The 18,804-nt window shown below is 73.4% G+C and carries 15 protein-coding genes and 2 pseudogenes; 6 read left to right on the top strand and 11 right to left on the bottom strand.

Annotated elements, in window-relative coordinates; translation table 11 throughout:
- The 5 genes from GD970_RS18855 to GD970_RS18835 all read left to right on the top strand — a co-directional run.
- Window positions 1–622, top strand: a 622-nt coding sequence (locus tag GD970_RS18855; protein ID WP_319593477.1) for a glycerol-3-phosphate dehydrogenase C-terminal domain-containing protein, incomplete at its 5' end; no start/stop codon positions are given.
- 285 nt (window positions 623–907) lie between these two features.
- Window positions 908–1,645, top strand: a complete 738-nt coding sequence (locus tag GD970_RS18850; protein ID WP_152204448.1) for an MIP/aquaporin family protein — start codon at window positions 908–910, stop codon at window positions 1,643–1,645.
- 102 nt (window positions 1,646–1,747) lie between these two features.
- Window positions 1,748–3,271 carry a glycerol kinase GlpK gene (gene glpK / locus GD970_RS18845; protein ID WP_152204441.1) on the top strand — a complete coding sequence of 508 codons (1,524 nt, stop codon included), beginning with the start codon at window positions 1,748–1,750 and terminating at the stop codon, window positions 3,269–3,271.
- 87 nt (window positions 3,272–3,358) lie between these two features.
- Window positions 3,359–3,760 (top strand): CBS domain-containing protein, encoded by a 402-nt coding sequence (locus GD970_RS18840; RefSeq protein WP_152204440.1) that lies wholly within the window; start codon window positions 3,359–3,361, stop codon window positions 3,758–3,760.
- A 73-nt stretch (window positions 3,761–3,833) separates the two neighbouring features.
- Window positions 3,834–4,676 (top strand): SMP-30/gluconolactonase/LRE family protein, encoded by an 843-nt coding sequence (locus tag GD970_RS18835; RefSeq protein WP_152204439.1) that lies wholly within the window; start codon window positions 3,834–3,836, stop codon window positions 4,674–4,676.
- A gap of 72 nt (window positions 4,677–4,748) precedes the next feature.
- Here GD970_RS18835 and GD970_RS18830 read toward each other — a convergent pair whose 3' ends face one another.
- From GD970_RS18830 to GD970_RS18810, 5 genes are read right to left on the bottom strand one after another with little or no spacing between them, the layout of a single operon-like run.
- Complete coding sequence (locus GD970_RS18830; RefSeq protein ID WP_152204438.1) at window positions 4,749–5,603, bottom strand: sugar phosphate isomerase/epimerase family protein; 855 nt, start codon at window positions 5,601–5,603, stop codon at window positions 4,749–4,751.
- Between the two features lie 38 nt (window positions 5,604–5,641).
- Entirely contained in the window at window positions 5,642–6,733 is a 1,092-nt protein-coding gene (locus GD970_RS18825; protein ID WP_152204437.1) for an ABC transporter permease, read from the bottom strand.
- A complete protein-coding gene (locus GD970_RS18820; RefSeq protein WP_152204436.1) occupies window positions 6,730–7,725 on the bottom strand; it encodes an ABC transporter permease in 996 nt (331 codons plus the stop codon). The genes GD970_RS18825 and GD970_RS18820 overlap by 4 nt, the downstream gene beginning before the upstream one ends.
- Window positions 7,722–9,332, bottom strand: coding sequence for a sugar ABC transporter ATP-binding protein (locus GD970_RS18815; RefSeq protein WP_152204435.1), 1,611 nt, complete (start codon window positions 9,330–9,332; stop codon window positions 7,722–7,724). The genes GD970_RS18820 and GD970_RS18815 overlap by 4 nt, the downstream gene beginning before the upstream one ends.
- Before the next feature lie 36 nt (window positions 9,333–9,368).
- Window positions 9,369–10,415, bottom strand: a complete 1,047-nt coding sequence (locus GD970_RS18810) for an autoinducer 2 ABC transporter substrate-binding protein (protein WP_152204434.1) — start codon at window positions 10,413–10,415, stop codon at window positions 9,369–9,371.
- Between the two features lie 339 nt (window positions 10,416–10,754).
- Here GD970_RS18810 and GD970_RS18805 point away from each other — a divergent pair, with 339 nt between their 5' ends.
- Window positions 10,755–11,453: a uridine kinase family protein gene (locus GD970_RS18805; protein ID WP_226925463.1), complete on the top strand. Its 699-nt coding sequence runs from the start codon at window positions 10,755–10,757 to the stop codon at window positions 11,451–11,453.
- Between the two features lie 90 nt (window positions 11,454–11,543).
- Here the strand turns inward: GD970_RS18805 and GD970_RS18800 are convergent, their stop codons facing one another.
- The 6 genes and pseudogenes from GD970_RS18800 to GD970_RS18780 all read right to left on the bottom strand — a co-directional run bounded on the left by GD970_RS18800 (window position 11,544) and on the right by GD970_RS18780 (window position 18,767).
- Entirely contained in the window at window positions 11,544–13,049 is a 1,506-nt protein-coding gene (locus GD970_RS18800; protein ID WP_152204433.1) for an MFS transporter, read from the bottom strand.
- A 151-nt stretch (window positions 13,050–13,200) separates the two neighbouring features.
- The gene (gene lysS, locus GD970_RS18795; RefSeq protein WP_193314986.1) at window positions 13,201–14,748 is read right to left on the bottom strand and encodes a lysine--tRNA ligase; all 1,548 of its coding nucleotides are present in this window, start codon (window positions 14,746–14,748) and stop codon (window positions 13,201–13,203) included.
- 146 nt (window positions 14,749–14,894) lie between these two features.
- The gene (panD, locus tag GD970_RS18790) at window positions 14,895–15,401 is read right to left on the bottom strand and encodes an aspartate 1-decarboxylase (protein WP_152204431.1); all 507 of its coding nucleotides are present in this window, start codon (window positions 15,399–15,401) and stop codon (window positions 14,895–14,897) included.
- A pseudogene (gene panC, locus GD970_RS22760) lies at window positions 15,401–16,168 on the bottom strand (pantoate--beta-alanine ligase); the annotation flags it as partial. The pseudogene panC and the gene panD, both read right to left, overlap by 1 nt.
- A gap of 222 nt (window positions 16,169–16,390) precedes the next feature.
- Window positions 16,391–17,296 (bottom strand): annotated as a pseudogene (locus tag GD970_RS22755) (Rossmann-like and DUF2520 domain-containing protein); the annotation flags it as partial.
- A 7-nt stretch (window positions 17,297–17,303) separates the two neighbouring features.
- The gene (locus GD970_RS18780; RefSeq protein ID WP_226925462.1) at window positions 17,304–18,767 is read right to left on the bottom strand and encodes a PH domain-containing protein; all 1,464 of its coding nucleotides are present in this window, start codon (window positions 18,765–18,767) and stop codon (window positions 17,304–17,306) included.
- Window positions 18,768–18,804 lie beyond the last annotated feature (37 nt).

Below are 18,804 nucleotides of genomic sequence, written 5' to 3'. Positions count from 1 at the left end.
CGCCCCCGGCCTGACCGTCATCGCCGGCGGCAAGCTCACCACCTACCGCGTCATGGCCCAGGACGCCGTCGACTTCGCCCTCGGCGAGCGCGCCAGGTCCCTGCCCTCCATCACCGCCAGCACCCCGCTCGTCGGCGCCGAGGGCCTGAAGGCCGCCACGCGCCGGCGTGCCGCGATCGCCCGGGACCGCGGCTGGACCGCCGCGCGGGTGGACCACCTCCTGGGCCGCTACGGCTCCGAGATCGCCACCCTGCTGGAGATGATCGACGCCGACCCCGACCTCGGCCGGCCCCTCGAGCACGCCGACGCCTACCTGCGCGCCGAGGTCGCCTTCGCCGTCACCCACGAGGGCGCCCTGCACCTGGAGGACATCCTCACCCACCGCGTCCGCCTCGACTACGAGACGCGCGACCGCGGCGCGGCCGCCGCCGACGAGATCGCCGACATCGCCGCCCCCCTGCTCGGCTGGGACGCGACCACCCGCGCCGACGAGGTCGACTCCTACCGCCGCCGCGCCGCCGCCATCCGCGCGGCCGAGCAGGAGAGCACCGACGCCGCCGCCGCGGCCGCCCGCCAGCGCGCCGAGGACGTCCGGCCGCTGGTGCCGCTGCCGGTCCCGTAAGCGGCCGCCCGCCGTCCACCCGCCACCCGCGCCCCAGGAGGCCACCGACCCCCGAACCTCAGGTCCCGACCCCCCCTCGACCGCCCCGGCCGGATCGTCCGGGGCGGCCCGGTGTCACAGATCGGCCGCACCACGCCGCCGTCGCCCCCAAAATGCCGGACGATCCCGCCCGTTGCGAGCATCATGTGCCATACCCCGCACCGGGCGCCCCACCCACGCGCCACCAGGCGCACGACTGGCTCGACGACGACGCCAGAAAGTGAGTGCACAGTGGAACAACTCTCCATGTCGGACATCTTCTTCTCCGAGGTCATGGGCACGGCGATGCTGACCCTGCTGGGTTGCGGCGTCGTGGCCAACGTGGTGCTGCCGCGGAACAAGGGCTTCAACAGCGGCTGGATCGTCATCACCTTCGGGTGGGGTATCGCGGTCTTCGCCGGTGTCTACGTGGCCTACCGCAGCGGGGCGCACCTCAACCCCGCCGTCACCCTCGGCCTGCTCGCCAACGGCTCGGACTTCGTCGGCGCGACCGACACCACCGCGGCCGTCCCCCCGAGCTTCCCCACGGCGCTCGTCTACATCGCCGGCGAGCTCGTCGGCGCGTTCATCGGTGCGATCCTCGCCTGGGCCGCCTACAAGAGCCACTTCGACGAGGAGGCGGACCCCGGCAGCAAGCTCGCCGTGTTCTCCACCGGCCCGGCCATCCGCAGCTACGGCTGGAACTTCATCACCGAGCTCATCGGCACGTTCGTGCTGGTCTTCGTCATCCTCATGTTCGGCAAGACCCCGGCCGGCCTGGGACCGCTCGCCGTCGCCCTCCTCGTCGTCGGTATCGGCCTCAGCCTCGGTGGCCCCACCGGGTACGCCATCAACCCCGCCCGTGACCTCGGCCCCCGTATCGCGCACGCCGTCGTGCCGTTCCGGGGCAAGGGCGGCGGCGACTGGTCCTACGCCTGGGTCCCCGTGGTGGGCCCGATCGTCGGCGGGGTCATCGCCGGTCTGCTCGGCCGGGCCGTCCTGTAAGCCCTCCGGCGTGGCCGGCCGCGGTCCTCGGGCCGCGGGCCGGCGTCGCCCTCCCCCTCCCGGGCACCCGCCCGGTGCGCACAACGACGTGGAAGGAACACCATGGCTGAAGAGCAGAAGTACGTCCTCGCGATCGACCAGGGCACCACGAGCTCCCGGGCGATCGTCTTCGACCACAGCGGGCAGATCGTCTCCACCGGGCAGATGGAGCACGAGCAGATCTTCCCGCGCGCCGGCTGGGTCGAGCACAACCCCGCCGAGATCTGGAACAACATCCGCGAGGTCGTCGGCCTGGCGCTGACCCGCGCGAACATCACCCACCGCAACATCGCGGCGGTGGGCATCACCAACCAGCGCGAGACCACGGTGGTGTGGGACAAGACCACCGGCGAGCCGGTCTACAACGCGATCGTGTGGCAGGACACCCGCACCGACAAGATCGTCGAGGAGCTCGGCGGGCGCAAGGGCCAGGACAGGTACAAGAAGAAGGTCGGCCTGCCGCTGGCCACGTACTTCTCCGGGCCGAAGATCAAGTGGATCCTCGACAACGTCGACGGCGCCCGCGAGAAGGCCGAGGCCGGCAACCTGATGTTCGGCAACACCGACGCCTGGGTGCTGTGGAACATGACCGGCGGCGTCGACGGCGGCGTGCACGTCACCGACGTCACCAACGCCTCGCGCACGATGCTCATGGACCTGGAGAAGCTCGCCTGGGACGAGGACATCGCCGAGGACATGGGCATCCCGATGTCGATGCTGCCCGAGATCCGCTCCTCCTCGGAGGTCTACGGCCACGGCCGCGAGGGCGGCTTCGTCCCGGGCGTGCCCATCGCGGGCATCCTGGGCGACCAGCAGGCCGCGACGTTCGGGCAGGCGTGCTTCGAGGTCGGCATGGCCAAGAACACGTACGGCACCGGCAACTTCATGCTGCTCAACACGGGCACCGAGCCGGTGCAGTCCAAGAGCGGTCTGCTCACCACGGTGTGCTACAAGATCGGCGACGCGCCGGCGGTCTACGCCCTCGAGGGGTCCATCGCGGTGACCGGGTCGCTGGTGCAGTGGCTGCGCGACAACCTCGGGATCATCTCCAGCGCCCCGGAGATCGAGGACCTGGCCAAGACGGTGGACGACAACGGCGGGGCGTACTTCGTGCCGGCCTTCTCCGGCCTGTTCGCGCCGTACTGGAAGTCCGACGCCCGCGGGGCGCTGGTGGGCCTGACCCGGTATGTCAACAAGGGCCACATCGCCCGCGCGGCCCTGGAGGCCACCGCTTTCCAGACCCGCGAGGTCGACGACGCCATGCGGGTGGACTCCGGCGTCGAGCTGACGGAGCTGAAGGTCGACGGCGGCATGATCGCCAACGAGACCCTCATGCAGTTCCAGGCCGACATCCTCGGCGTCCCGGTCGTGCGTCCCCAGGTGGCCGAGACCACCGCCCTGGGCGCGGCCTACGCGGCGGGCATCGCCGTGGGGTACTGGCAGGGCGAGCAGGACGTCATCGACAACTGGGCCGAGGACAAGCGCTGGGAGCCGAAGATGGACGAGGCCGAGCGCGAGCGCACGTACCGGCTGTGGAAGAAGGCGGTCACCCGCACCTTCGACTGGGTCGACGAGGACGTCCGCTGACGTCGTGCCGCGGCGGGCTCCCGCCCGCCGCGGCACCCCGCCGGCTCCGGCGGTCCGGTCCGCGACCGCACGCTGGGAGGAGCACCGATGGATCTGCCGAGCGCGGTGACGCAACCGGTCTCGGGCCTCATGAGCAGCCCGGTGGCCGCGGTCGACGCCGGCGCCACCTTGCGGGAGGTCGCCGAGGCCATGGCGGCCAACGAGATCGGGGCGGTGACCGTGCTGGCCGACGGGCACCTGGCCGGCATCGTCTCCGAGCGTGACGTCGTCACCCACCTCGCCGACGGCGCCCACCCCGACCACCTGCTGGCCGCGGACATGTTCACGGCCGAGTTCGTCTCCGCCGCGCCCGAGGACCGGCTCCTCGACGTCGCCCGGCGCATGGTCGCGGCCCGGGTGCGGCACGTGCCGGTGCTCGAGGACGGCCAGGCGGTGGGGATGGTGTCGATGCGTGACGTCGCGGCGGTGCTGGTCGCCGCCCTGGGGTAGCGGGCCCGCGCCACGGACCCCGGCCGGGACCGCCGGGTCGGCGTCGGCGCCGCGGATCGGCCAGACTGGCCCCATGAGCACCCTCGAGCAGATCACCGATCCCCTGTGCTACCACGGCGAGGGGCCGGTGTGGTCGGACAGCTGGGGTGGGCTGCGCTGGGTGGACATGCTCGCCGGCGACCTGCTCACCTTGCGCGCCGACGGCACCGTCGACCGGCTGAACGTGGGCAAGGTCGCCGCGTTCGTGCGGCCCCGCACGGGCGGCGGGTACGTCGTCGCCACCGAGCGGGGCATCGCCCTGGCCGAGGGGCCGGACGAGGCGCCCGCCTCCCCCCGCGAGCTGTGGTCGGACCCGGGCGTGCGGATGAACGAGGGCGGCTGCGACCCGGCCGGCAACCTCTACGCCGGCTCGATGCCCTACGACAAGACCCCCGGCGCGGCCAAGCTCTACCGCATCACCCCGGCCGGCGACGTCTCCGTCGTGCTCCCCTCGGTGACCACCTCCAACGGCATCGACTTCTCCCCCGACGGCACCCGGGCCTACTACAACGACACCCAGACCGGCGGCACGGACGTCTTCGACGTCGTCGACGGCGAGCTGACCAACCGGCGCCTGTTCCACCACGGCGACGGCGGGCGCCCGGACGGGCTGAACGTGGACTCCGCGGGCAACGTGTGGGTGGCGATGAACCGGGTCGGCAAGGTCCGGCTGTACTCCCCCGAGGCCGAGATCCTCACCGAGGTGGACCTGCCGCTGCGCCTGGTCACGGCGTGCACCCTCGGCGGCGCAGACGGTCGGGACCTGTACATCACCACCTCGCGGGAGAACCTCGAGGACCCCGAGCCGCAGGCGGGCGCGGTCTTCCGGCTGCGGGCGGACGTGCCCGGCAAGCCGGTGCTCCCCTACGCCGGCTGAGCCGGCCGCGCCGGGCACGCCGGTGCTCCCCAACCCCGGCCGAGCCGCCGTCGTCCGCCACCCGGCGGCGTCCTACGCGGGCAGGTGGGCGCGCATGAAGGCCAACGCGTCGCGGGCCAGCTTGTCGTTGTCGCTCCACAGGTTGCGCCAGATGGCCAGCGTGTTCGAGAAGGACGGGTGGACCACCTCGGAGGAGAAGGACTCGAAGGTCACGGTCCCGTCGTAGCCGCACTCGCGCAGCGCGCCGAAGAACTCCTCCCACGGCACCGTCCCGGTGCCCGGGGCGCCCCGGTGGGACTCCCCCACGTGCACGTACCCCAGCCGCCCGGCGGCCGCCGCCCGCAGGACCGGCTCGCGCAGGTCCGGCTCCTCGATGTTCATGTGGTACGTGTCCAGGTGCGCGACGACGTTGGGCCGGTCCAGCGCGGCGATGTAGGCCAGCGCCTGCTCCGCCGTGTTGAGGATGTTCGTCTCGTAGCGGTTGCAGCACTCCAGGCCGATGCGGATGCCCGAGGCGGCCGCCTCGTCCGCGAGCGCCGCGATGGTCTCCTGCGAGTTCGCCACCCCCCGCTCGGTCGCGGGGGCCTCGAACTTCCGCAGCGCGCAGTAGATGACCCCGCACAGCATCGTCCCGCCGGTGTCGCGCACGAGCGCGAGGGCCTCGCGCAGGCGGCGCCGCCCGGCCGCCACGACGTCGCGGTCCTCGCTGGAGACGTCGGTGGCGGCGTCCAGCCCCAGCGACGCGCTCGCCTGGATGCCGTACTCGGCGAGCAGCTTCGCCGTCATCTCCACGTCGAAGCTGCCCGGGTCGATCGCGGCGAGCTCGATGAGGTCGTACCCGGCCTCCGCGGAGGCGGAGATCGCCCGGCGCGCGTGCTCGGGCGACCAGTCGCCCACCCACACCATGGAATGGATGCCGAACCGCATGGGACCTCCTTCGTCGGCGGGCCCGGGGCCCGGGTGGGTCACTGCTGGGTGCCGCCGTAGCGCCGGGTCGCGACGCCGTTGAGCAGCGCCGCCGCGATGAGGATGACGCCGAGGGCGAGCAGCTGGATCTGGGAGCTGAGGTTGCCGCTGAAGGCGAGCAGGAGCCCGGCGTTGAGCCAGACGATGAGCAGGGCCGCGAGGAACACCCCGAGCACCCGGCCCACCCCGCCGGTGATCGCCACCCCGCCGAGCACCGCGATGGTGATCGCCGGCAGCGCCATGCCGTTGCCCGACGTGCCGGCGTCGGGGCGCGCGGAGGCGAACTGCGAGACGGTCACCACCGCGACCAGCCCGGCGATCGCGCCGGCGATGACGTAGGCCAGCATGCGGCTGCGGCCCACGTCGAGCCCGGCCCACCGGGCCGCGACGTCGTTGGTGCCGATCCCGTACAGGGCCCGGCCGTAGGTCGAGCGGGCCATGAGCAGCCAGACGACCACGACGGTGGGCAGGAGGAAGAGGAAGACCCCGGCCGGCACGAGGGGCAGGTACTGCCCGACCAGGGGCAGCTGCACCGAGCCCGACGCGCTGTACAGGCCCTGGATCGGGGCGGTGTTGATGGGCTTCTGGCCGTTGGAGACCAGCGCGAGGGAGAGGTAGGCGTAGTACGTCGCGAGGGTGGCAATGAGCGGCGGGAACCCCAGGTAGGCCACGAGCACGCCGTTGACCAGCCCGAGCAGCGCCCCGACCACCAGCGCGACGACGATCGCGAGCGGCAGCGGCCAGCCCCACAGCCCGTAGGCGAACCCGAAGATCATCCCGGTCAGGGACACGTTGGCCCCCACCGACAGGTCGATGCCGCCGCGGCCGGAGACGATGACGACGAGCTCGGCGAGGCCGAGCATCATCAGCGGGACGGCGTTGATCAGCGCCGCCGCCATGTAGTCGGGGTTGTAGGCGGCCGAGAGCCGGCCCGTCGCGTCGAGCGCCATCATCACGACGACGACGAGCACCAGCAGGATCGCCAGCAGCACGATGCGCTGGGTGAGCACGGCACGCACGAGACGGGCGCGCAGCGACTCCGCGGCGCGGGGCCGTGCCTGAGGTGCCGGGGCCTCCGGGCGGGCGGTCATCGGCCTCGCCTCCTGCGCTCGCGGAGCTGGTCCGCGCCGACCGCGATGATGATGAACACCCCGACGAAGAACGCCGAGAGCTGGCTCGGCCAGTTCAGCTGCGTCACCCCGGAGGACACCGTCTGCACCAGCAGGGCCCCCAGCACGCTGCCGAGGACGGAGCCCCGCCCGCCGAGGATGGACGTCCCGCCGATGACGACGGCGGCGATGACCGCCAGCTCCTGGCCCCGGCCGACGTTCTGGTCCAGGTTCGAGGTGCCGCCGGCCAGGGTGAAGCAGGCGGCCAGCCCGACCAGCAGCCCGGTGAGGGTGTAGACCAGGAAGGTCCGCCGGCGCACGTCCACCCCGGCGAGCGCGGCCGCGCGGGGGTCTCCGCCGATGGCGAACAGGTGCCGGCCGCCGGCGAAGTGCCGCAGGTACCACCAGCCGGCGGCGACGATGAGCACCATGATGACGAAGCTGTGCGGGACGCCCAGGGTGCGGCCGGCCGGGCCCTGACCGAAGAACGCGAACGTGGGCGGGATGTTGTTGACGGTCTGGGAGTTGAAGATCCGCAGGCCCACGAACTGGAACACGTTCGCCGTGCCGAAGGTGATGATGATGGCGGGCACTCGCCCGTAGGCGATGAGCACGCCGTTGACGGCGCCGAGCAGCGCGCCGAGCAGGAGGGCGACGAGCAGCGCGGGCAGGAACGCCAGGCCGGTGGTCAGCAGCTTGGCGGTGACGACGGCGCACACCATGAGGTTGGCGGCGACGGAGATGTCGATGCCGGCGGTGATGATGATGAAGGTCATCCCCACCGCCATGACCCCGATCGGGGCGAGCCGCACGAGCAGCGGCTGGATCGACTCGGGCGTGAGGAACGCCGGGGTGAACAGGGCCAGCAGGACCCACACCACGGCGATGACGGCGACCAGGACGAGCTCCTGGCCGGTCACGGGCGGGGCGATGACCCGCTGGCCGCGCGCGGGGGCCTGGGTCGCGGCCGTCATGACGCCTCCTCGAGGTGGCCGGCCTCGTCACGGCGGCCCGCCGCGCCGCCGGGACCGGTTGCGCCGCCGGAGCCGGCCGCCTCGCCGGGGCCGGCCTCCTCGCGGTGCCCCGCGGCGGCGGCGAGCACCTCCGCGTGGTCGGCGCCGGGGCCGAACTCGGCGAACGGCGCGCCGGCGCGGATGACGACCAGCCGGTCGGCGATCCGCGTGGCCTCCGACAGGTCGGACGTCGCGACCAGCACCGCGGTGCCGGCCGCGGCCAGCTCGTCGATGATCCGGTGGATCTCCTCCTTGGCGCCGATGTCCACCCCCTGCGTGGGCTCGGCGAGGACGAGCACCTTGGGCCGCTCGACGAGCTGGCGCGCGAGCACCACCTTCTGGGCGTTGCCGCCGGAGAGGTTCGCGACCGCGACGTCCTCGTCCGGGGTCTTGATCGCCAGGCGGCCGATGAGCCGGCGGGCCACCTCCCGCTCCTGCCGCCGGTCCATCCAGGCGCCCAGCTCCCGGAACAGCGGCAGGTTGCCCACCGAGACGTTGAACGCCACCGACTGGAAGGAGAAGAGCCCCTCGCGCTTGCGGTCGGCGGGCAGCAGGGCGATGCCGAGGTCGCGGGCGTGGCGCGGGGAGCGGGGCCGCACCGCCGTCCCGTCGAGCCGGATCGCCCCGGAGGTGACCGGCTGCATCCCGTAGACCGCCGAGGCGATCTCGGCCACCCCGGAGCCGACCAGGCCGTAGAGGGCGACGACCTCGCCGGGGCGGATGCTCAGGTCCACGTCGTGGAAGACGTCGTCGGAGGCGAGGTCCTCCAGCCGCAGCCGCGGCTCGGCGTCGGCGACGGTGCGGGCCCCGCCGCCGGAGCTGATGACCCCGCCCACCATGAGCTCGGCGACCCGCCGCACGTCGAGCTCCGCGGCCGGGTAGGTGCCCACCGTCTCGCCGTCGCGCATCACGGTGACGACGTCGGCGATGGTGAAGATCTCGTCGAGCCGGTGGGTGATGTAGATGATCGACACCCCCGCCGCCGTCAGGCGGCGGATGGCGGTGAAGAGCACCTCGATCTCCGCGTCGGTGAGGATCGCGGAGGGCTCGTCGAGGATGAGGACCTTGGCGTCGTGGGACAGCGCCTTGGCGATGGAGACCTGCTGGCGGTGGGCGGCCGAGAGGGTGCCCACCTGGCGGGTGGCGTACGACGGCGGCAGCGAGAGCCGCTCGAGCAGCTCGACGACGTGCTCGTTCTGCGCCGCCCAGTCGATCCGGCCGCCGGTGCGCAGCTCGCGGCCGAGGAAGATGTTCTCGGCCACCGTCAGCTCGGGGAAGAGCTGGGCCTCCTGGTAGACGGTGGCGACGCCGAGCCGGAGGGCGTCCGCGGGGCCCCGGATGGTCACCGGGGCGCCCTCGAACCGCACCTCCCCGCTGTCCAGCGCCTCGGCCCCGGACAGGATCTTGATGAGGGTGGACTTGCCCGCGCCGTTCTCGCCGACGAGGGCGTGCACCTCCCCCGGCATGACCCGCAGGTCGGCGTTGCGGATGGCGCGCACGCCGCCGAACCGCTTGGTGATCCCGGTCAGCGTCAGCCGGGGTGCGGTCTGCTCCGCCGTCGCGCTCATGCCAGCCTCCGACCCGTGCCCTGGGACACGTGCGGGTCAGTAGTTGTAGTTGCCCGCGTTCTCCTTCGTCAGCACCAGCGGCGGCCCGAGCAGCAACGTCTTGGTGCCCGCGTCGTACGTGACGCCCTTGATGGTGTCGCTGACGTCCTGGGTGGGCTGGAACTGCTTGCCCTGGGCGAGCTGGGCGCCGGCCCAGGCGGTGAGGTAGCCCAGGTGCTCGACGTCCCACAGGATCGAGCCGGAGGACGAGCCGTCGTCGAGGTAGGGCAGCATCGCCTGCGGAGTGCCGACGCCGACGGTGAAGACCTTCCCGATCTTGCCGGCGTCGCGCACCGCCTGCGCCACGCCCGGCGCGGAGGTGGTGCACTGGCCGATCAGACCGGTGAGGTCGGGGTGGGCGTTCATGAGGTCGGTGGCCATCTGGGTCGCCTTGGCCTGGTCCTCGCCGGCGTAGACGGTGTCGACGATCTGGACGTTGGGGTACTTGCTGGCGGTGTACTCCTTCTCGACCTGGATCCAGGTGTTGAGGTTCTGGGCCGTCTCGCCGCACGAGACGATGGCGTACTTGCCCGAGCCGCCCATGGCCTTGACGAGGGTGTCGACGGTGTACTGGCCGATGGCGGTGGGGTCGGCCTGGCTGACGAACACCTCGCGCACCGAGTTCGGCGCGTCGGTGTCCGACGTCGCCACGTGGATGCCGGCGTTCTTGGCCTCTTGGAGCACCGGGGCCATGGAGTCCGGGTCGTTGGGGGCGACGACGATGACGCCCACCTTCTGCTGGATGAGGGAGCGCACGATGTCGGTCTGCGCGGCCGGGTCGGCGGTGGTCGGGCCCTGGTAGAGCCACTTCAGCCCGCTGATGTCCTTCTCGGCGGCCTTGCCGCCGGTGTTCATCGCCTCGAAGTACGGGATGCCCTGGAGCTTGGGCACGAAGGCGACGCTGACCTGACCGCCACCGCCGGTGCCTGACGCGCTCGTGCCGCCCCCGCCCGCACCGGTGTTGCGCTGCGTGCAGGACGTCAGCGACAGCACGACGGCGAGAGCGGCGGCCAGCGCGGCCACCGTGCCACGTGATCGACGCATGGTTCTCTCCTCGGGTGGGAGCTCAGGAACCCGCCGTTGGGCTCCTGCGGCGCCGGGGCGCGGCGCACGCGAGAGCGGGACCCAGGAGCGCGAGGAGTGCAGCCCCGCGAGCCTCCCTGCCCGCCGCACGACCTGCCGGAACGGCACCACCGTACTCGCGGGGCCCCGATCGCGCGCTCGTTCGGTGCCCGTCCCTCCGCCCCGACGGCGAGGGGCGCGAGGCCCCCCGCACGAGGGGGCCCGCCGCCTCGTCGGCGAGGGTCCCGGCGGGCGGACGGGACGGTTGCCTATCCTTGTCTGGGCCCGCACGGCGCGGTGCCCGGGCTGAGGAGGACGTGCATGACGCAGGGCGCTGACGGCGCGGACCGGCCCGACGACGACGTCCCCGAGGCGCCGGCGGGCCCCGCCCAGGAGGGCCTGTTCGAGCTGCCGCCGGGCGCGCGGCGGCCCACCGCCCGGGTGGTGCTGCTCACCGGGCCCTCCGGCTCGGGCAAGACGCGCCTGACCCGGCGCCTGGGGGTGCCGGTGGTCTCCCTCGACGACTTCTACCACGACGGGGACCACCCCGGCCTGCCGCGCCGCTACGGCATCGTGGACTGGGACAGCCCGCTGTCCTGGGACCGTGCCGGGGCGCTGGCGACCCTGGTGGAGCTGTGCAGCACCGGGCACGCCGACCTGCCCGTGTACGACATCCCGAGCAACCGGCGCACCGGCACCACGCGCCTGTCCCTCGACGGGTTCCCGGTCTTCATCGCCGAGGGCATCTTCGCCGCCGAGCTGGTCGAGGCCTGCCGGGAGGAGGAGATCCTCGCCGACGCCCTGTGCCTGTGGCGGCCCCGCGCGCAGACCTTCTTCTTCCGGCTCACCCGGGACCTCGGCGAGGCCCGCAAGCCGCCGCTGACGCTGGTGCGCCGGGGGCTGGCCCACTTCCGCAACGAGCCGGCGATGATCGCCGACCTGACGGCCAAGGGCGCCCGCAAGGTGCGCATCGACGAGGCCGAGCGCGCCATCGAGGCGCTGCTGCTCGCCGGGCGGTAGAGCCCGCGGCGCCGGTCCACGAGCGCAAGGACCGGCTCGGTGCCGCCGCCGGCGGCCCTGCCCGGGCGGAACGTCGACCGGCGACCCCGCTCAGTCGTGGTACTTCCGGCCCTTCGGGATGGTCGCCAGGACGGAGATGATCGCGATCAGCGCCAGGATGACGTTGAACATGAACGCCACCAGGCCGGCCTGGCGCACGGCGGCGTTGGCCTGCAGCCCCTGGGTGTGCAGCAGCTCGCCCACGATCGTCACGCCGCCGCCGAGGAAGGCGGTGAAGATCGCCAGCGACAGCGCCGCGCCGATCGCGCCGCCCAGGGAGGAGGCCATCTTGTAGATGCCGGCGCCCGAACCGGCCTGTGCCTCCGGCAGGTTGGACAACGCCGCGTCGGTGGACGGGGTGGCGTAGAACGCCAGGCCGAGGCCGAACAGCGAGTACGCGATCACCGCGAGAACGGTGTAGGGCCCGACGAGGATGTTCGTGGGCGTGAGCAGGGCGCAGGACACCGCGACGATCGTCGCGCCCCAGACCATCGGCTTGCGTGGGCCGAACGCCCGCAGCAGGCGTTCACCCACCCGGATGAAGGCGATGATCGTCACGGCGTAGCCGAGCGTCAGCAGTCCGGCCTTCCAGGGGTCGAACAGCTCGGGCCTGGCGATCTGCAGCATCTGCTGGCTCACGATGAGCATGCCGATGGTGGCGTTGAGGACGAAGTTCGAGATCGTCGCGCCGGTGAAGGTGACGTTCCGGAACAGGGCGAAGTCGATGAACGGGTTCTCCTGTCTCCGCTCGTAGAGGACGAAGACCACCAGCCCGACGACCGCGACGGCGGCGAGCCCGAGAGTCAGCGGCCTGGTCCAGCCCAGCTGCCTGCCGAAGATCAGCAGGATCATCAGCGCGAGGACGGCGATCATGAAGATGATCAGTCCCGGCACATCGAACCGCTGGTGCGTGCCGCCCTCCGCCTTGCTCTCCGGCGTCCCCCACACGAGGGCGATGGCCACGACGGAGATGACGATCGAGGCGTAGAAGATGACCCGCCAGTTGAAGGTGGACGCCACGAAGCCGCCGAAGAGCGCGGCGACACCGGCGCCGCCCCACGACCCGATCGACCACATCGACACGGCGCGCTGCCGGCCGGCACCGTCCCAGTAGGCCTTCACCAGGGCCATCGTGGCGGGCATGATGCACGCCGCCGCGAGGCCCTGGATCGCGCGGCCGGCCAGGAGCAGGGGCAGCGCCACGCCGCCGCGCGCCAGGATGACGAGCGCCGAGCCGACGATGGCGAACACGTTGCCGGCCTGGGTGACGCGGACCCGGCCGATCCGGTCGGCGAGGCCGCCCGCGAACACGATGAACAGGCCGGAGAACAGCGCGGTGATGGAGACGGCGAGGTTCATCTGGTCGAGGGTGACGTTCGGGTTGGCGACCTGGTCGATCTGGCCGCCGTTGATGTCGGCGAGCATGGCTCGGGCGATGGTGCCCACCGTGCCCGCGAACATCCAGAAGGTCAGGACACCGAGGACGATGCCCGTGAGCAACTTGTCGTTCCCCTTGAACTCCTGGGCGGTGCGGGGCACGGCTGCGGCGGTCGTCATGGCTGGTCCTCCCCCGGTGACGCGCACTCGAAGTGAGGGTAGGCGCGATGGCGCGGGCGCACCCGTCCAGCGGGGGCCCCATGACGGGTGCCCCGGTCGCGGGGTCAGCCCCGGCGGCCGACGGCGCGACGACGCATCCGCCGTCGTGGGATCAGCGCGGCTTGACCAGCGGGAAGGTGATGGTCTCGCGGATGCCGCGGCCGGTGAGGGCCATGAGGAGCCGGTCGATGCCCATGCCCATGCCGCCGGCTGGCGGCATGCCCTGCTCCATGGCCTCGAGGAAGTCCTCGTCCAGGACCATCGCCTCCGGGTCGCCCTTCGCGGCGGCCAGCGCCTGGGCCTCGAACCGCTCGCGCTGGACCACGGGGTCGACGAGCTCGGAGTACGCCGTCGCCAGCTCGAAGCCGCGCACGTACAGGTCCCACTTCTCCACCTCGCCGGGCTTGGAGCGGTGGGCCCGGGTCAGCGGGGAGGTGTCGACCGGGAAGTCGCGGACGAAGGTGGGCGCGTACAGGTCGTGGGAGACCAGGTGCTCCCACAGCTCCTCGACGATCTTGCCGTGGGTGTAGTGCGGGAGGACCTCGATGCCGAGCCGCTCGGCGTGCGCGCGCAGCGTGCCCTCGGGGGTCGCGGGGGTGATCTCCTCGCCCAGCGCCTCCGACAGGGACCCGAACAGGGTGATCTGGGGCCACTCGCCGCCGAGGTCGTACTCGCTGCCGTCGTCGAGGGTGACGGTGGTGCCGCCGAAGGCCTCCAGCGCGGCGTGCTGGATGAGGTCGCGGGTCAGCTCGGCCATGGTGTCGTAGGAGCCGTACGCCTCGTAGGCCTCGAGCATGGAGAACTCGGGCGAGTGGGTGGAGTCGGCGCCCTCGTTGCGGAAGTTGCGGTTGATCTCGAAGACCTTCTCCACGCCGCCGACCACCGCGCGCTTGAGGTAGAGCTCGGGGGCGATGCGCATGTACAGGTCGACGTCGTAGGCGTTCATGTGGGTGACGAACGGCCGCGCGGCGGCGCCGCCGGGCTGGACCTGCAGCATCGGGGTCTCGATCTCGAGATAGCCGCGCGCGTCGAGGGAGTGGCGCAGCGAGCGCACCACCGCCGAGCGGGTGCGCAGCATCTGCCGGGCGGCCGGCCGCATGATGAGGTCGAGGTGGCGACGGCGCACCCGCCCCTCCTCGGACAGGGCCACCTGCTCGCCGGCCTCGTTCTCGTAGGTCTTGGGCAGCGGGCGCAGCGCCTTGGCGGCCATCTGCCAGGCGTCGGCGAAGACGCTGAGCTCGCCGCGGCGGGACTTGCCCACGTGGCCGTGGACGAAGAGGTGGTCGCCGAGGTCGACGTCGGTCTTGAACGCGGCCAGGGCCTCCTCGCCGACCGCGGCGCGCGAGAGCATGGCCTGCAGCCGGTTGCCCTCGCCGTCCTGCAGCGTGACGAAGCAGAGCTTGCCGGTGTTGCGCAGGTACATGACCCGGCCGGCCACGCCCACCTCGTCCGCGGTCTCCTCGCCGGCCTCCAGGGCGTCGTAGCGCCCGCGCACGTCGGCGATGGTGGCGGTGATCGGCAGGGTCACCGGGTAGGGGTCGATGCCGGAGTCGAGCAGCCGCTGGCGCTTGTCCGCGCGCACGCGCACCTGCTCCGGGAGGTGGTCGGTCTCCTCCGGGGCCTGGAGGCCCCCCGCCTGCTCGGTGGTCTGCTCAGTCACCGGACAAGGGTAGCCGTCCGGCACGGGCGACCCGCGCCCCCGCCCCCGTGAGGTCGAACATCACACTCCCCGCACGACCAGGCCGCCGTCCTGGTCGCAGCCGGGATGCCCTTCTGGTCGCAGCCGGGATGGCCATCTCGCCGCGGTCAGATGTCGAACTCGGGCCTTCCCGGGGCCGGCGGGGCGGAGGTGCGGTACTCGGCGATGGTGATGCCGCTGGGCTCGATGTGCCGGGCCTGGCCGGCGTCGGTGTCCGGCACCCCGCCCGGCTCCCCGCCGACGTCGACGATGCGGTTGCGGTCGTCGACGAACACCACGCGCGGGGTGTAGGTGCGGGCGTCGGCGTCGGCGAGCATGCCGTAGGCGATGAGAATGACGAGGTCCCCGGCGTGGACCAGGTGCGCGGCGGCACCGTTGATGCACAGCGTGCCGCTGCCCCGCTCGCCGGGGATGACGTAGGTGGTCAGCCGCGCGCCGTTGGTGACGTCGACGACGTCGACCTGCTGGCCGGGCAGCAGGTCCGCGGCGTCGAGCAGGTCGGCGTCGACGGTGATCGAGCCGACGTAGTGCAGGTCCGCCTCGGTGATGGTGGCCCGGTGGATCTTCCCGATCATCATGGGGCGCACCAGGCTGGACGGTGCGGTGGGGGTCATCAGTGCCTCGGTCCTAGCTGGACGGTCGTGTTGTCGATCAGGCGGGTCCCTCCCACGCTGGCGGCCACGGCCAGCAGGCCGGGGCCGGTGGCCGTGTCGGCCAGGGGCAGGAACGTGTCCGGATCGACCAGAGCAAGATAGTCGAGGTCGACGCCCTCGGCCGCGTCGAGGACGCCGCGGGCGGCTGTGACAACGGCCGCAGCGCCCGCCTCGGCGGCCTCGGCGCCCGCGCGCAGCGCCTTCGAGAGGGCCAGGGCGCGCTCGCGCTCGGCGGGGCCGAGGTAGGCGTTGCGGCTGGACATCGCCAGGCCGTCGGGCTCGCGCCGGATCGGCACGCCGACGATCTCCACCCCCAGGTCCAGGTCGCGCACCATCGTGCGCACCAGCGCCAGCTGCTGGGCGTCCTTCTGCCCGAAGACGGCCAGGTCCGGGCGCACCAGGTTGAGCACCTTGCACACGATCTGCAGCACGCCGGCGAAGTGGCCGGGCCGGGTGCGCCCCTCCAGGACGGTGGCGACCGGGCCGGGGTCGACCCGCACCAGCGGCTCGGCGGGGTAGGCCTCGGCGTCGGTGGGCGCGAAGACGACGTCGACGCCGGCGCGGGCGAGCAGCGCCACGTCGGCCTCGAGGTCGCGCGGGTAGGCCTCGAAGTCCTCCCCCGGCCCGAACTGCAGCGGGTTGACGTAGACGGAGACGACGACGTGGTCGGCGCGGGCCTGCGCCGCCCGGACGAGGGAGAGGTGCCCCTCGTGCAGCGCGCCCATGGTCATCACCAGGGCGCGGGTGCCGCCCAGGGAGCGCAGGGCCGCGGCGAGCTCGGCGCGGGTGCGGGCCAGGACGGGCTCGAGGGGGGTGGCCGCGTCGACGTCGGCGGCCGGGGTGCCACCGGGGACGACGGGGGCGCCGGCCGGGGCGGGGGCGGCGGCGAAGGCCTGCGCGCCGCCGTCGCGGGCCGGGGCCGCGGCCCGCTCGGTCACGTCGGCCGGCTCGGCGAGGGCGTCGAGCAGCGCGGCCGCGACCGGCTCGGTGATCCGCCCGGCGGCCAGCGCCCGGCGGGTGGTGGCCGCGGCGAGGTGGCGGTAGCCGTCGAGGATGTCCAGGTCCTCGCCGTCGAGGCGGGCCAGGGCCTCCAGGTGCGCCCGGACGGTGCCGACGTCCCCGCGGACCACCGGTCCGGTCAGGCCCTGCTCCCCGCCGCGCAGGGCGCCGTCGAGGGCGGCGGTGAGCAGCGGCGTGAGCAGCACCCCGGGCTCCTCGAGGCCGGCGGCGGCCAGGGCCCGCTCGGCCTGGGCGACGAGGGTGACGAGGTGGTTGCCGCCGTGGGCCAGGGCGGCGTGGTAGACGGGCCGGCGGGCCTCGTCGAGGACGAACGGCTCCCCGCCGATCTCGACGACCAGGGCCTGGGCGATGGGCAGCACCGGCGCGGCGGCGGTGACGGCGAAGGGGCAGCCGGTCAGGCGGCCGAGGTCCAGGCTCGTGCCGGTGAACGTCATGGCCGGGTGGATGGCCAGCGGGATGGACCCGGCGGCCCGGGCCGGGGCGAGCACCTCGGTGCCGTAGCGGCCCGAGGTGTGCACGACGAGCTGGCCGCCCTGCCACCGGCCGAGCTCGCCGAGCCCGGAGACGAGGCCGGGGAGGACGTCGTCGGGGACGGTGAGGAGGACCAGCTCCGCGCGCTCGACGACCTCGTCCACGGTCAGCACGGGCACGCCGGGCAGCAGGGCCTCGACCCGGTCGCGGCTCTCCTCCGAGACGGCGGTGGCGCCGACGACGGCGTGGCCGGCCGCGCGCAGGGCGCTGGCGAGGACGGCGCCGACCCGGCCGGCGCCCACCACCCCGACGCCGAGGCGGCCGGGGCGGGGGGCGGAGGGACGGTTCGTGGGTGCTGAGCTCACCCGGCCATCATCGCAGGGGCGCGGCGCCGGTCTCGGTCCCGGCCTCCCCCGCCACCTGCCCGGCGTCCTCGGCGGCGGCCCGGTCCACGCGGCGCAGCCACTCCTCGGGCCCCTCCTGGGCGCGGGCGGTGCGGGCGCGCTGGGCCTGCTCGACGAGCACGCGCGCGGCCACCGCAGCGTCGAGGTGGTGGGCCACCGGCGTGACCGGCCCGGGCACGGAGTGGGCGTGCAGGTCCGCCAGGCCGAAGCGGCGCTCGAGCGGGCCCTGGGTGAGGGCGAGGGACTGGGTGCGCTCGTGCGGGACGACGTCGAGCTGGCGGGTGAACCGGCCGCGGCGCACCAGCAGCGCGGTGCGGGTGATCCGCAGGCCGCTGCGGCGCCAGACCAGGGGGTCGAGCGTGCGGGCCCGGGCGGGGCTGGTGAGGAAGCCGGCGGCCTCCCCCTCGCCCTCGAGGGCGGCGTCGAGCACGGCCTGCGGGTCGTCGACGCCCAGGTCGGGGAGCACCAGCCACAGGGCCGTCAGGGCCTCGCCCCGGTCGCCCACGGGCAGGAGCACCGTCTCCGCGGGGCGGCCGTTCTGGCCGGGGGTGTGCTCGCCGTACCCGGCGATGTTGACCTCCACCCGCCACCAGCCGCGCCGGCGCCACAGCAGGCCCTGCTTGAGGACGACCGCCTGGACGCGCCCGGGCGGGACGGTCTGGGTGCGGGTCTCCAGGAGGCCGTGGCGCAGCCGGACGCCGTCGGGCGAGATGGCGGCGCGGAAGCCGAACTCGCCGGCGAACCGCCCCCACACGTAGCCGCCCAGGCCGAGGAAGAGGGGGATCAGCCCGAAGACCGGGGCGAACTCGCCGGTGACGACGACCAGGGCGGCCAGGCCCGCCACGAAGAGGGCGAAGAAGATGGCCGAGCCGGACAGGAGCAGGGACCCGACGATCCGCCCGGGCGGCACCTGCAGCAGCTCGCGCTCGGGGGCGGCGGGCACCGGGGCGGGCTCGGCGCCCGCGGCGGCCGGCGCGACCTCCACACCGGCGGCGCGGGCCATGACCTCGTTGCGCAGCTGCTGGGCCTCCGGCTCGCGCAGGTAGCCCAGCACGACGTTGGACTCTCCGCCCCCGGCCGTCTCCACGCGCACCTGGGCCAGCCCGAACAGGCGCCCCAGGAGCGGCTGGACGACGTCGACCGCCTGGACCCGGTTGAGGCGGGCGTGGCGCTCCTGGCGGAAGAGGATGCCGGTGTGCAGGTCGACCGACTCGGCGCCGACCGCGAAACGCATGCGGCGCCAGGCGAGCATGGAGTACACGCCGGCCAGCAGCGCGACGACGACGAGGACGCCGACGACGGCGAGGACCGCGCGGGCCCGGAACGCCGCCACGGTGTCCCACACGTCCGGGGGCAGGTTCCCGATCTGGTCCGTCGCTTGGTAGGCCACGAAGGCGACGGCGGCCACCACGACCTTCCAGGCGTTGAGCACCGGGGTGATCTTGTGGACGCGGCGCCACGGCGTGCCG

The organism is Georgenia thermotolerans, assembly GCF_009193185.1.
In the GTDB taxonomy this organism is placed as follows: Bacteria; Actinomycetota; Actinomycetes; order Actinomycetales; family Actinomycetaceae; genus Georgenia; species Georgenia thermotolerans.
The sequence above is the reverse complement of the archived record's forward strand: the minus strand, read 5'-3'. Positions and strand labels throughout refer to the sequence as shown.